Source organism: Brachybacterium sp. 107, assembly GCF_052379725.1.
Classification (GTDB): Bacteria; Actinomycetota; Actinomycetes; order Actinomycetales; family Dermabacteraceae; genus Brachybacterium.
Genome location: NZ_JBQSYW010000012.1, coordinates 17,543 through 29,637 on the forward strand (window position 1 = coordinate 17,543; position 12,095 = coordinate 29,637).

A 12,095-nucleotide genomic window follows, 5' to 3' on the forward strand; every position below is an offset into this window, starting at 1 on the left:
GCCACTCTGGGCAGCGACACCATCAAGGAGGCACGCCATGGCTGCTATGAAGCCGCGCACCGGGGACGGTCCGCTCGAGGTCGTGGAAGAGGGACGCAGCATCATCATGCGGGTTCCGCTCGAGGGAGGCGGCCGTCTGGTCGTCGAGATCGCCGCGTCGGAAGCCGTGGAGCTTCGTGACGCCCTGCAGGGCGTCATCCCGTCCTGACAGCCGGGCCAGGCCGCCGTCGACAGCCCCGCACCTACCAGGTGCGGGGCTGTCGTCGTCCGTGCTGGGCCAGCTGGGTGGCCCGATCCCATCAGGTCCGATCTGAACAGCCGTGTTCCATCAGGCCCGAAATGATCAGGTCGCGTCGGTCCCCGTCCGAGCTGATCGCCTCAGACCGGACGACAACGGCTCAGACTGGAGGGCGGCCGCTCAGGCCGAGACGGGACGCAGGACCGCGGCGAGCACTCCGTCGCCGCTGCCCGCGAGCGCGGGCACCAGGTCCTCGGAGTCGGCGACGGCCTTGAGCAGGGCGCGCACGGAACGGGTGTCCGCATCACGCGCGGCCGGATCCGCGACCCGGTCGTGGAACAGCGCGTGGGGGATCACCAGGACGCCGCCCGGGCGCAGCAGCCGACGGGCATGGGCGAGCAGATCCAGCGCGTGCGGGGCCTGCGCGGGGAAGCTCACCAGGTCATAGGCGTGATCGGTGAGGCGACCGACGACATCGCGAGGGTTGCCCGCGATCGTGCGCACCCGCGGTGAACGGATCTTCGCCTCGGTGAAAGACTGACGCGCCGCCCGCTGGTTCTCCACCTCGGGGTCGATCGTGGTCAGCACGCCGTCCGGATGCATACCGGAGAGCAGATAGAGGGAGCCGACGCCGCTGCCGGTGCCGATCTCGACGGCCGACTTCGCCTGCACGGCCGCGGCGAGCACGCGCATCAGCGCACCGGCCCCGGGGAGCACGGGAGTCGCTCCGAGCTCGTTGCCCCTCTCCCTGGCACGGGCGAGGACGCCGTCGTCGGCGAAGAGGATCGCCTCGTCGACGAACTCCTCACCATGGGCCCAGCTGGCCACCTTTCCCGACGACATGACTGCATCCTTTCCGTGGGCCCGTACGATCTGGCCCAGACTATGTCAGGAACCTGGCGAGGCTGGGAACCCGCAGCCGTGTGCGATGCCATAATGGCACTGCATACCAGCGGACGACACGTACAGGTGGGACATGGGCGGCACCGGATTCATGGGACTCGGCGGGTGGGAGTTCGTCATTCTCATCATCGTGTTCCTCGTGATCGTCGGCCCGCAGCGGCTCCCGGACGTCACGCGCCAGCTCGTGCAGTGGGTCCGTCAGGCGCGTCGCTGGGTCGATGATTCCCGGGCGACCGTCGAGGACGAGATGGGCATCGCCATGGAGGATCTCAAGAAGTACGATCCTCGCCAGTACGATCCCCGTCGCATCATCCGTGAAGCCTGGGGCGACACGGACATCGAGGAGCTGCTGCCCAGCAAGGAGTCGCTCTCCGTCGCCGCCGGGGCCGGAGCGGCAGGTGCGGCGTCGAAGTCCAAGTCCAAGTCCTCCAAGGGCTCGAAGGATGACGGCCCCAAGCGGGCCCCCTTCGACCCCGAGGCCACCTGAGCCTCAGCACCCTGCACCCTGCACCCTGCACCCTGCACCCAGCACCCAGCACTCAGGACCCGGCCCTCTGCACCACCCGGCAGTCAGCACCTCGTGCCTGCACCGGGTGACCCCGCGTGCGGCGTGATGCTCAGTGCCGCGCCACGGTCAGCGGCAGCTTCATCCCCTCCAGGCCGCGCGGCTTGCGCACCAGCGCCCGGGCGACGCCCTTGAGCGCCATCGACGTGGGGGAGTCCGGGGAGGAGAGCACCAGCGGGATCCCCTGATCGGCGCCCTCGCGCAGAGCAGGATCCAGGCCGATACGGCCCAGCACGGGCACGTCATGACCGACTGCCCCCGCCAGGGTCTCGGCGACCCGGTCGCCGCCACCGGAGCCGAAGACGTCCATCACCGTGCCGTCGGGCAGGGTGAGGCCGGCCATGTTCTCGACCACCCCGGCGATCTCCTGCTCCGTGGAGCTCGCGAGCGAGCCGACCCGCTCCGCGACCGAGGCGGCGGACTGCTGCGGAGTGGTCACCACGACCATCTGGGCCCCGGGCAGCAGCTGCGCGACCGAGATCGCCACATCGCCGGTGCCCGGCGGCAGGTCCAGCAGCAGCACGTCCAGGTCACCCCAGAACACGTCGGAGGCGAACTGCTCGATCGCCCGATGCATCTTCGGGCCGCGCCACACCACGGCCTGGCCCTCCGGCACGAACATCCCGATGCTCATGACGGCCACGCCGTGCGCCTCGGGCGGCATCAGCAGATCGGAGACCTTGGTGGGCTGGTCGGTGATGCCGAACATGCCGGGCATCGAGAAACCGTGGATGTCGGCGTCGATGACCCCGACCCGCATCCCGTCGGCGGCCATCGCGGCGGCGAGGTTCGCGGTCACCGTCGACTTGCCGACACCGCCCTTGCCGGAGGAGATCGCGTAGATCCGGGTGAGCGATCCGGGCTGGTTGAAGGGGATCTGGCGGCGCCCCTGGCGCAGCCGGTCCGTGAGCTCGCGCCGCTGCTCCTCGGTCATGGCGCTCGTGCTCACCTCGACCCGGCTGAGCCCGGGGACCGTCGCGGTCGCCTCGGCGGTGTCCCGCTCGATGCGATCGCGCATGGGGCAGCCCTCGATGGTGAGCAGCACCTGCACGCGGGCGATGCCCTCGTCATCCACGGTCACCGAGTCGACCATCCCGAGCTCGGTGATGGGCCGATGGATCTCGGGGTCGATCACCCCGGCCAGCGCCTCATGGATCTGGGCGACACGGTCGTCGGCGGGCACGGAATCAGCGGTGGTCACAGAGTGTTCTGCTCCTTCGGGAGTTCGATCGGGAGACCGGCGGTGCCGGAACTGTCGGAGGCGTCGGACGAGCCGGTGCGTTCGCGCTCGCTCAGCACGGCATCGATCTCCTCACGCAGGATGGTGCGCAGCGAGTCCGCGTCCAGCGGGCCAGCGGCGCCGCGGTCCCCCCGGGAGCCGCGCCCGCCGACCGCGGTGCGACCCTCGGTCCCCGACTGGTCCGCTTCGAGGTCCTCGAGCAGATCGCGCAGCTCGCCGCGCACGAAGTCGCGCGTGGCGACGTCGTTGAGCGCGAGACGCAGCGAGGCGATCTCGCGGGTGATGAAGTCCGTGGTCGCATGGTTGCGATCGTTGGACTGGCGGTCCTGCTCGGCCTGCACCCGGTCGCGGTCGTCCTGGCGGTTCTGCGCGAGCAGCAGCAGGGGCGCGGCGTAGGAGGCCTGCAGGGACAGGATCAGCGTGAGCAGGGTGAAGTTCAGCGCGCGCGGATCGAACTGCGCGGAGACCGGGGCCAGGGAGTTCCAGGTCAGCCAGATCGCGCAGAACAGCGTCATCCCGACCAGGAAGGCCGGGGTGCCCATCATGCGGGCGAACCCTTCGGCGCCGCGGCCGAAGGCATCTCCGCGGAACGGGTTGCGCAGGAGGGCGGTGCGGCGGGGCGACGGATCATCGAGCGGTGCAGGGTTGTGCTCGGCCATCATCAGCCCTCCTTCGCGGTATCACGGGCGGTGGCCCGGGCGATCTCGGACAGGTCGATCTGTCCGGTGGTGGGAACGGGTTCGTCCTGCTCGCGCCAGTCATCGGGGAGCATGTGGTCCAGCACGTCATCGACGGTGACCGCCCCCAGCAGGCGGCCCTCCTCGTCGATCACCGGGATCGAGACGAGGTTGTAGGTGGCCATCTCGCGGGTCACCGCGGACAGCGGTGCGGTGGGGCGGACGGCGACCTTGTCGTTGTCGAGGATCTCGCCCACGGGCCGGTCGGGACGCTCCCGCAGCAGCTGCTGGAAATGGACGATGCCCAGCAGCTTCCCGCTCGGGGTCTCCAGCGGGGAGCGGCACACGTGCACGGTCGAGGCCAGGGCGGCGTGCAGCGCCTCTCGGCTGATCATGGCCAGGCAGTGCGCGACCGGGGTCTCCGGGGCCACGATGAGCGGTTCCGTGGTCATCATGCCGCCGGCGGTGTACTCGTCATAGGCCAGGAGCCGACGGACGTCCTCGGCCTCCTCCGGCTCCATGAGGTTCAGCAGCTGGGAGGCGACCTGCTCGGGAAGCTCCTGGACGAGGTCCGCGGCGTCGTCGGGGTCCATCGCGTCGAGGATGTCCGCCGCACGGGTGGCGTCCAGCCCGGTGACGACCTCGACCCGGATGTCCTCGGGCAGCTCCTCGAGCACGTTCGCCAGGCGCTCGTCGGCCAGCTCCCCGGCCAGTTCGATGCGGCGCTTCGCGTCGAGCTCCTGGAGGATCTCGGCGAGGTCGGCGGGGTTGAGGTCCTGGTAGGACGCGGCCAGCAGATGCGCGGACTGCTCCTCCTGGGTGCCGTAGAGGCCGGTGACCTCGTTCAGCTCCACCGTGAGTGTCTCGCCGCGGGACACGAGACGGCTCAAGGAGCTGCCACGGCGAGGGCGCCGGAGGTGCAGCCGGGAGACCTCCCAGTCCTTGTGCCGGTTCTGGTCCAGCGCGATGTCCAGCACCGTCGCCCCGCCGGTGCCGTCGGTCAGGGTCACCGCACGATCGAGCAGGTCGCCCACCACCAGGAGCTCACCGGAGCGCTTCTCGAAACGGCGCACGTTGAGCACCCCGGTGGAGATCACCTGGCCCGGGGAGATGGCGGTGACACGGGTGATCGGGAGGAACACGCGTCGCTTGCCGGCGACCTCGACCACGAGGCCGACGGCGCGCGCCGCGCCGCGCGACTGCGGGAGCACGACGATGTCCCGCACCCGTGCGACGGCATCCCCGAGGGGATCGAAGACGGTGGTGCCGACCAGACGTGCCGCGTAGAAGCGCGGCGGCGACGTGGTGCTCACCGCCGGAGCTCTGCGATCCAGCGCTCGACGTCCTCGACCCGGCGCGGGGCGGCGGCGGAGAGGTTCTCCACGCCGTCCTCGGTCACCAGGACGTCGTCCTCGATACGCACGCCGATGCCCCGCAGCTCCTCGGGGACCAGCAGGTCGTTCTCCTTGAAGTACAGCCCCGGCTCGATGGTGAAGACCATGCCGGGCTCGAGCTCGGCGTCGAGGTACATCTCGCGGCGGGCCTGGGCGCAGTCGTGCACGTCCATGCCCAGGTGGTGGCTGGTGCCATGGGGCATCCAGCGACGGTGCCACTGGCCCTCGGGGGAGAGCGACTCCGCGGCGGTGCCGGGCAGCAGGTCCCACTCCTCGAGGCGGGCGGCGAGGACCGTCATCGCCGCGGTGTGCAGATCACGGAAGTGCAGACCCGGGCGGGCGACGGCGAAGGCGGCGTCGGCGGCCTCGAGCACGGCCTCGTAGACCCTGCGCTGGACGGGGGAGAAGCTCCCCGAGACCGGGAGGGTACGGGTGACGTCCGCCGTGTACAGCGAATCGATCTCGACGCCGGCGTCGATCAGCACCAGCTCGTCCCCGCGCACCGCCCCGGTGTTGCGGGTCCAGTGCAGGGTGCAGGCGTGGTCGCCGGCGGCGGCGATGGTGTCATAGCCGACGCCGTTGCCCTCGGCGCGCGCGGCGGCCGCGAAGACGCCCTCGATGACGCGCTCGCCGCGTTCATGGCCGACGGCCTCGGGCAGGCGGGTGATGACGTCCTCGAAGCCGCGGATGGTCGCATCGACCGCCGCGCGCATCTGGCGCACCTCGTACTCGTCCTTGACCAGCCGCAGCTCGCTCGCGGCTTCCTTCAGACGGTCGAACTCCGCCGTGGCGTCGGCTCCGTCGGTGAGGCCGTTCTGGGTGCGGATCTCCTGGACCATCGCCTCGACGGCGGCATCGACCGAGGGCATGACCGACAGCGACAGCTGGGCCCCGACGTCCTTGGCGAGATGGTCGCGCAGCTCGTCGATGTGGCGCACCTCGATGCCCAGACGCTGGGAGGCCTCGGCGACGGTGGGGCGCCGCCCCACCCACATCTCGCCGTAGCGGGAGTCGGCGTAGAACTCCGAGGTGTCGAAGCCGGCGCGCGGGCGGAAGAAGTACGTCGCCACCGCACGCTCGGGATCCTCGGCCGACGGCTCGACGACGAGCACGCTGTCGGGCTCCTCGTCGGTGCCGAGCCCCGTGAAGTAGGCGAAGGCCGTCTCCGGGCGGAAGGGGTAGTCGGTGTCGTTCGAACGGACCTTCAGCACACCGGCGGGCAGCACCAGCCGGGTCGCGGGCAGACGGCACACCAGGGCATCGCGGCGCGCGGGCGTGAAATCCGCGGCCTCGCGGCGCTCCGCATCAGGGACCGTCTCGTCCCACCCGGAGGAGATGAACTCACGGAAGGCCTCGTTGGTGGGTCGCTGGCTGCGGGTGTCTCCGCGGCTCGCGAGGTCCTTCGTGTCGTCCGTGCGATCTGTGCTGGTTTCGATGCTCTCGGTGCTCACCCCCCGATGGTCTCATGACGCGGACTACGCTGGGCGTATGAGTGAGCGGTCCAACCAGCCCCGCGCGGCGCGCATCGACCTGCATGCCCACACGTCCTGGTCCGACGGCACCTGCGATGTGCGGGAGCTCTTCTCCCGTGCGCGGAAGGCTGATCTGGATGTCCTCGCCCTCACCGACCACGACACGGTCGCCGGGTGGCAGGAGCTGCCCGCCGCGGTCGCCGCGAGCGGCGTCGCCGCGGTGCCGGGCATCGAGGTCTCTGCGGAGCACGGGAGTCTGAGCATCCATGTCCTGGCCCTCCTGGTGGATCCGTCGCCGGAGACCGAGCTGGCCGCCGAGATGGCCCGGGCCCGCGCCTCCCGCGTCGACCGTGCCCGTGCGATGGTCGAACTGATCTCCCAGGACTATCCGATCACCTGGGACGACGTGCGAGCGCAGGCCGCCGGCGAGTCGACCGTGATCGGACGGCCCCACATCGCCGACGCCCTCGTCGCCTATGGGACCGTCCCGGACCGCTCCGCCGCGTTCCGAGAGATCCTCAAGCCGTCCGGGCCCTATTACGTGCCGTACTACGCGCCGTCACCGGTCGCCGCGGTGCGAGCGATCCGGGAGGCCGGGGGAGTGGCGATCGTGGCCCATCCCGGCTCCGTGACCCGTGATGCGGACCTGCCCGTGGAGCTGCTGGAGGAGCTGGTGGAAGCGGGTCTCGCGGGCGTCGAGGTCGACCACCGGGAGCACGATGAGGCCGAACGCGCGCGGCTGCGGGACTTCGCGGCCGCCCACGACCTCCTGATCACCGGCGGCAGCGATTATCATGGCGCGGGAAAACCCAACCGGCTCGGAGAGAACCTCACGCAGCCGGACGTCCTGGACGCGATCACCCGCCGCGCCACGAGCAGCACCGAGGTCATACGCTAAGTGAACCTGGTCGACCTGAGCTTCCTCACGGGAGTGTTCGTCACCCTCTTCGTCATCATCGATCCCCCGGGCACCGTCCCGATATTCCTCTCCCTGACCAGCACCATGACCGCGAAGCAGCGGTCCCGTGCGGCCCTCGTCGCCGTCGCGGTGGCGATGCTGATCATCACCGTGTTCGCGGTGTTCGGGCGCTTCATCCTCGACTACATGCACATCTCGCTGCCGGCGCTGCAGTTCTCCGGCGGCCTGCTGCTGCTGATCGTCGCGCTCCAGCTGCTCGCCGGCAAGGAGGGCGAGATGGCGGCGAGCGACGGGGTGAACGTGGCCCTGGTGCCGCTGGGCACTCCGCTGCTGGGCGGTCCGGGAGCGATCGTGGCCGTCATGCTCTTCGTGCAGCAGACGGGCGGTGAGGCCCCGCGGATCATCTCGCTCGCGATCGCCATGGTGGCCCTCGCGCTGTCGATGTACCTCGCGATGCGTTTCGCGGGGGTGATCGCCCGGGTGCTGGGTGACGGCGGAGTCACACTCGTCACCCGGATCTCCGGCGTGCTGCTGGCGGCGATCAGCACGCAGATGATCTTCGACGCGATCCGGTCGTTCCTGGTCGCGTGGGGCGTCATCGCCGACTGATCCTCGCGAGTCGGCTGATGCCCGCGAGCCGGGTGATTCCCGCGAGTCAGCCGGCGCCCGCGAGGAGCTGCGCAGGCTGGAACAGGACGACGGCCCTGCCGCGAGCTGGTGCTCGCTGCAGGGCCGTCGTGATGTCCGGGTGGGTCAGGCGTCGGAACCGGAGCTCTGCGCTTGCTGGCCCTCGCCGCCGCGGCTGCGACTGCGGCCTCCGCGGGAACGACGCCGACGAGTACGGTCCTCGCCGCTTCCCTCGGACGGCTTCTCGCTCCGGGGGCCGGAGCTGCTGGCCGGTGCGCTGCTCGATGCGGAGCTGGTGGCCGGTGCGCTGCTGGGCGCGGAGTCGCCCGAGCCGGCCACGACATCACCGTTCACCCGGCGGGTGCGCGAGCGGGTGCGACGGGGACGATCGCTCGTGCCGTCGGCCGCCTGCTCACGAGGTGCCCGGTCCTCACGAGGCGCCCGGTCCTCACGGGGTGCCCGGTCCTCACGCGGCGCGGAGCTGCGTTCGCCGCGCCCGCCCTCGCGGCCACCACGGCCGCCGTCACGTCCACCACGGCCGCCGTCGCGGCCTCCACGGCCCCCGTCACGTCCACCGCGTCCGCCGTCACGTCCACCACGGCCGCTCTCGGGACCGCCGAGATCCTCGAGCGTCTCGGCCTCGAGACCGTCGCGGGTGCGCTTGTTCTTGGGCAGGGTGCCCTTGGCCTCGGTGGGGATGTCGAGCTCGGCGAAGAGGTGATCCGACGTCGAGTACGTCTCGACCGCTTCGGCAGAATCCAGCCCCAGCTGACGGGCGATGAGCCCCCAGCGCGCCAGGTCCTCCCAGTCGACGAAGGTCACCGCAGTGCCCTTCTTGCCCGCGCGGCCCGTACGGCCGGTGCGGTGCAGGTAGGTCTTGTCGTCGTCCGGGCAGTTCCAGTTCACGACGTGGGTCACGTCGGTGACATCGATGCCGCGGGCGGCGACGTCGGTCGCGACCAGCACGTCGATCTTGCCGTTGCGGAACGCGCGCAGGGCCTGCTCGCGGGCGCCCTGGCCGAGGTCGCCGTGCAGCGGGGCGGCGGCGAAGCCACGATCGGCGAGATCGCCGGCCACCCGGTCCGCCTGGCGCTTCGTGCGCATGAAGATGATCGTCAGGCCTCGCCCACGAGCCTGCAGGATCCGGGCCATGACCTCGATCTTGTCGAGCTGGTGCGCACGGTAGACGACCTGCTTGATGTCGGCCTTGGTGCGCGCACCGTCATCGGGGTCCTGGGCACGGATGTGCGTGGGACGGTTCATGAAGCGACGGGCCAGGGCCATGATCGGGCCGGGCATCGTCGCGGAGAAGAGCATGGTCTGGCGCGTGGTGGGCACAGCCTGCAGGAGCTTCTCGATGTCCTCGAGGAAGCCGAGGTCGAGCATCTCGTCGGCCTCGTCGAGCACCGCGGTGCGCACCTGGGACAGGTCCAGGTACTTCTGGCGCATGAGGTCGATCAGACGACCCGGGGTGCCGACGACCACCTCGACGCCGCGCTCGAGCGCCTCGATCTGGGGCTCGTAGGCGCGACCGCCGTAGACGGTGAGGATGCGCACCGGCCGCTTGGCCGACGCGGCGATGAGATCCTCGGCCACCTGCACCGCGAGCTCGCGCGTGGGCAGCACGATGAGGGCCTGCGGCTTGCCGATGGGTCGGTCGTCCGGGTTGTCCTCGCCGGGGGCGATCGCCGCCTGCAGCAGGGGGATGCCGAAGCCGAGGGTCTTGCCGGTGCCCGTCTTCGCCTGGCCGATGATGTCGCGACCGCGCAGGGCGATCGGCAGGGTCATCGACTGGATCGGGAAGGGATGGATGATCCCCTTCGCCGCGAGGGCATCGACGATGTCGGAGCGGACGTCGAAGTCCGCGAAGGTCTGCTGAGGCTCGACGGCGACAGGAGCCTCGTTCGTGTTCGGGGTGCCGGAGCTCAGCTCGACGGCGGGGGAGGCCGACACGGCCTCATCGATGTGCGGGATGGATTCAGGCACCATTCAACTCTCTGGTCATGGGTAAGCACTGCCATGGTAGCCCCCGGGGCCGCCGTGCATCCGTCATCAGCCCTCGCCGGCGTCGCTGACCTCGGGGAGCGGACTGACCGGATCCGTCGGGGTGACGCGTTCCTCGTCCGGCAGGCCCTTGCCCGGCTCGACCTCCTGGTCCTCGGGGATCGGGGCCTCGGGCGTCTCGGCGCCGTCGGGGACCTCGAGCTCCGGGACCTCCGTGGGCATCTGGGTGCGTTGGATGGATACCGAGACCAGGCCCAGGCCGCCCATGACGATGTCGTCGTACGCGACGAGGCGCCGGGTGTCCTTGTCGAAGTAGAGCATCCTGGCGGTGAGGTCGAGCGGGGCGTCACCCTTCAGCACGGGCAGCACGCCGCCTGAGGCGAGCGCGCCGCCGGTGGAGCCGACGGTGAACCAGTCCGTGCCCGAGCCATCCCGGTCCAGCTCCACCTTCGAGGTGTGCATGTGGCCCGAGAGCACCATCGGCACGCGACCCTCGAGTCCCTGGGGCTGCGTCGGATCATGCATCAGGGCGAGGTCGACCGGAGCATCGGGGTGCGCCTCGTCGTAGGCAGTGATGGTGTCCCCGAGCTGGAATCCGCTCGCGGCCATCGCCTCGGTGCCCTCGCGCCAGCCGCCGGCGTCGGAGTCGTCGTCCGCGGCGAAGCGGGGATCGCCGATCCCGGCGATCCGCAGGCCGGCGACCTCGACGACCTCGTTGTCCACGACGGTCGCATTGGGCTGCTCGGCGATCTTCGCCGCGGACGCCGCACCGTCGTGGTTGCCGCTGACGTAGACATAGGGGATCCCGAGCCCGCCGATCACGCTCAGCTGCTGGGTCTCCACCGGGGTGCCCCAGGAGACGATGTCGCCGGTGTCGATGACCATGTCGATCGAGAACTGCGTGTGCAGCTGTTCGATGACGTCGTAGGCCTGGGGGTTGTCGTGGATGTCGGAGACATGGAGGACCGAGATCAGGTTGTCCTCGTCGAGTCCCACGGGCAGGGAGTCCGCGGCGATGTACAGGGCGGAGACCTGACCCACGAACTCCGCGAGGGTGCTGCGATAGTTCTGGTAGTCGGCGGCCGTGGCCTGGCCGATGTCTGCGATGTAGGTCGCCTGCGAGAGCAGGCCGTCGAACTTCGGCTGGTACAGCGAATCGGGTCGGAACGTCACGGAGGTCATCGCGACCGAGACGCCCACCAGCGCCACGGCGCTGCCGCCGGCGATGAGCGCACGCCGCACCCGACGGAAGGTGAGGCCGACGATGAGACCGGCGCCGGCGGCCGCGAACAGGGCGTTCAGGACGGCATTGAGGGCGGCCGCGCGGATGATCGCCTCCGGCGCGGTGCGGGTGAGCTCGGTGAAGCCCGTGCTGGAGTAGAAGAGCGCCTCGGCCTTGGCGATGTCGACGCCCTGCACACGCGCCTCGATGCGCACGGGGGCCGTGTGGGTGTCGAAGGAGACCTCGCCGACCGGCGGCAGCAGGAGCACGGTCTCCGAGGTCAGCGACGGGCGCAGGTGCACGCTCGCGGTCAGCGGGCCGATGTCGACCCGGGTCGCGGGGACCAGCATGAGGCCCACGATCGCTCCCAGCAGGGCCACGACCGTCGTGGTCGAGACGTGCAGGGCTCGGAGGGTGCGCACCCGGCGACGGCGATGCCGCGCCGCGGCCTCCGCTGCCGTTTCCGGGTCAGCGGCGGTGTCCTCCGACGTCGGGACGGCAGGATCCGTGCCTGTGGGGGATTCTGCGCCCCCAGGAGTACCCGCCGAGCCCGCCGATCCCGACGGACCGTTCCCCGTTGACGACGAGGTCATGGATGCTCAGCCGAGGAAGCCGACGCGGCGGGGCTCCTCGGTGGAGAGCTCCGCGTACGCGACCTTGGCGCCGGGGACGAGCACGGTGCGGCCCTTGTCGTCGACCAGGGTGACGGGGGAGCCCTCGGCGACGGCGGTGTTCAGACGCTCGAGCAGTTCCTCCGCCTTCTCCGTGGACTCGATGACGATCTCGCGGGGCGAGTGCTGGATGCCGATGCGGATCTCCATGGCGATGTCCTTC

General features: G+C 70.5%; 12 protein-coding genes. 4 read left to right on the top strand and 8 right to left on the bottom strand.

Annotated features, from left to right (window positions below; genetic code table 11):
• The first annotated feature begins 37 nt into the window (after positions 1 to 37).
• Positions 38 to 208 carry a DUF3117 domain-containing protein gene (locus ACT3UL_RS13165; RefSeq protein ID WP_193116230.1) on the top strand — a complete coding sequence of 57 codons (171 nt, stop codon included), beginning with the start codon at positions 38 to 40 and terminating at the stop codon, positions 206 to 208.
• Positions 209 to 418: 210 nt separating this feature from the next.
• Here the strand turns inward: ACT3UL_RS13165 and ACT3UL_RS13170 are convergent, their stop codons facing one another.
• A complete protein-coding gene (locus ACT3UL_RS13170; protein ID WP_444578711.1) occupies positions 419 to 1,081 on the bottom strand; it encodes an O-methyltransferase in 663 nt (220 codons plus the stop codon).
• A gap of 133 nt (positions 1,082 to 1,214) precedes the next feature.
• On the opposite strand from ACT3UL_RS13170, the gene ACT3UL_RS13175 reads away from it, so the two are divergent.
• Complete coding sequence (locus tag ACT3UL_RS13175; RefSeq protein ID WP_444578712.1) at positions 1,215 to 1,628, top strand: twin-arginine translocase TatA/TatE family subunit; 414 nt, start codon at positions 1,215 to 1,217, stop codon at positions 1,626 to 1,628.
• A 130-nt stretch (positions 1,629 to 1,758) separates the two neighbouring features.
• Here ACT3UL_RS13175 and ACT3UL_RS13180 read toward each other — a convergent pair whose 3' ends face one another.
• The 4 genes from ACT3UL_RS13180 to ACT3UL_RS13195 are packed head-to-tail and all read right to left on the bottom strand — an operon-like array spanning position 1,759 to position 6,468.
• Positions 1,759 to 2,907, bottom strand: a complete 1,149-nt coding sequence (locus ACT3UL_RS13180) for an Mrp/NBP35 family ATP-binding protein (protein WP_193116227.1) — start codon at positions 2,905 to 2,907, stop codon at positions 1,759 to 1,761.
• Positions 2,904 to 3,605, bottom strand: a complete 702-nt coding sequence (locus tag ACT3UL_RS13185; protein ID WP_444578801.1) for a DUF1003 domain-containing protein — start codon at positions 3,603 to 3,605, stop codon at positions 2,904 to 2,906. The genes ACT3UL_RS13180 and ACT3UL_RS13185 overlap by 4 nt, the downstream gene beginning before the upstream one ends.
• A 2-nt stretch (positions 3,606 to 3,607) precedes the next feature.
• The gene (locus tag ACT3UL_RS13190) at positions 3,608 to 4,936 is read right to left on the bottom strand and encodes a magnesium transporter MgtE N-terminal domain-containing protein (protein WP_319021490.1); all 1,329 of its coding nucleotides are present in this window, start codon (positions 4,934 to 4,936) and stop codon (positions 3,608 to 3,610) included.
• A complete protein-coding gene (locus ACT3UL_RS13195; RefSeq protein ID WP_444578713.1) occupies positions 4,933 to 6,468 on the bottom strand; it encodes an aminopeptidase P family protein in 1,536 nt (511 codons plus the stop codon). The genes ACT3UL_RS13190 and ACT3UL_RS13195 overlap by 4 nt, the downstream gene beginning before the upstream one ends.
• 37 nt (positions 6,469 to 6,505) lie before the next feature.
• Here ACT3UL_RS13195 and ACT3UL_RS13200 point away from each other — a divergent pair, with 37 nt between their 5' ends.
• Together ACT3UL_RS13200 and ACT3UL_RS13205 are read left to right on the top strand one after the other, a co-directional pair.
• Positions 6,506 to 7,387, top strand: coding sequence for a PHP domain-containing protein (locus ACT3UL_RS13200; RefSeq protein ID WP_444578714.1), 882 nt, complete (start codon positions 6,506 to 6,508; stop codon positions 7,385 to 7,387).
• The gene (locus tag ACT3UL_RS13205; protein ID WP_444578715.1) at positions 7,388 to 8,017 is read left to right on the top strand and encodes a MarC family protein; all 630 of its coding nucleotides are present in this window, start codon (positions 7,388 to 7,390) and stop codon (positions 8,015 to 8,017) included.
• A 144-nt stretch (positions 8,018 to 8,161) separates the two neighbouring features.
• On the opposite strand, the gene ACT3UL_RS13210 is transcribed toward ACT3UL_RS13205, so the two are convergent.
• From ACT3UL_RS13210 to ACT3UL_RS13220, 3 genes are all read right to left on the bottom strand, one after another.
• Positions 8,162 to 10,024 carry a DEAD/DEAH box helicase gene (locus tag ACT3UL_RS13210; protein ID WP_444578716.1) on the bottom strand — a complete coding sequence of 621 codons (1,863 nt, stop codon included), beginning with the start codon at positions 10,022 to 10,024 and terminating at the stop codon, positions 8,162 to 8,164.
• A 63-nt stretch (positions 10,025 to 10,087) separates the two neighbouring features.
• Positions 10,088 to 11,683, bottom strand: a complete 1,596-nt coding sequence (locus tag ACT3UL_RS13215) for a metallophosphoesterase family protein (RefSeq protein ID WP_444578717.1) — start codon at positions 11,681 to 11,683, stop codon at positions 10,088 to 10,090.
• Positions 11,684 to 11,860: 177 nt separating this feature from the next.
• Positions 11,861 to 12,082 (bottom strand): DUF3107 domain-containing protein, encoded by a 222-nt coding sequence (locus tag ACT3UL_RS13220; RefSeq protein WP_193116221.1) that lies wholly within the window; start codon positions 12,080 to 12,082, stop codon positions 11,861 to 11,863.
• Positions 12,083 to 12,095 lie beyond the last annotated feature (13 nt).

What these genes read in the sequence shown, in the direction of transcription:
- ACT3UL_RS13185 (WP_444578801.1), bottom strand. Translation starts at nt 3,605, where the DNA reads ATGGCCGAGCACAACCCTGCACCGCTCGATGATCCGTCGCCCCGCCGC.
- ACT3UL_RS13220 (WP_193116221.1), bottom strand. Translation starts at nt 12,082, where the DNA reads ATGGAGATCCGCATCGGCATCCAGCACTCGCCCCGCGAGATCGTCATC.
- ACT3UL_RS13210 (WP_444578716.1), bottom strand. Translation starts at nt 10,024, where the DNA reads ATGGTGCCTGAATCCATCCCGCACATCGATGAGGCCGTGTCGGCCTCC.
- ACT3UL_RS13170 (WP_444578711.1), bottom strand. Translation starts at nt 1,081, where the DNA reads ATGTCGTCGGGAAAGGTGGCCAGCTGGGCCCATGGTGAGGAGTTCGTC.
- ACT3UL_RS13175 (WP_444578712.1), top strand. Translation starts at nt 1,215, where the DNA reads ATGGGCGGCACCGGATTCATGGGACTCGGCGGGTGGGAGTTCGTCATT.
- ACT3UL_RS13165 (WP_193116230.1), top strand. Translation starts at nt 38, where the DNA reads ATGGCTGCTATGAAGCCGCGCACCGGGGACGGTCCGCTCGAGGTCGTG.
- ACT3UL_RS13200 (WP_444578714.1), top strand. Translation starts at nt 6,506, where the DNA reads ATGAGTGAGCGGTCCAACCAGCCCCGCGCGGCGCGCATCGACCTGCAT.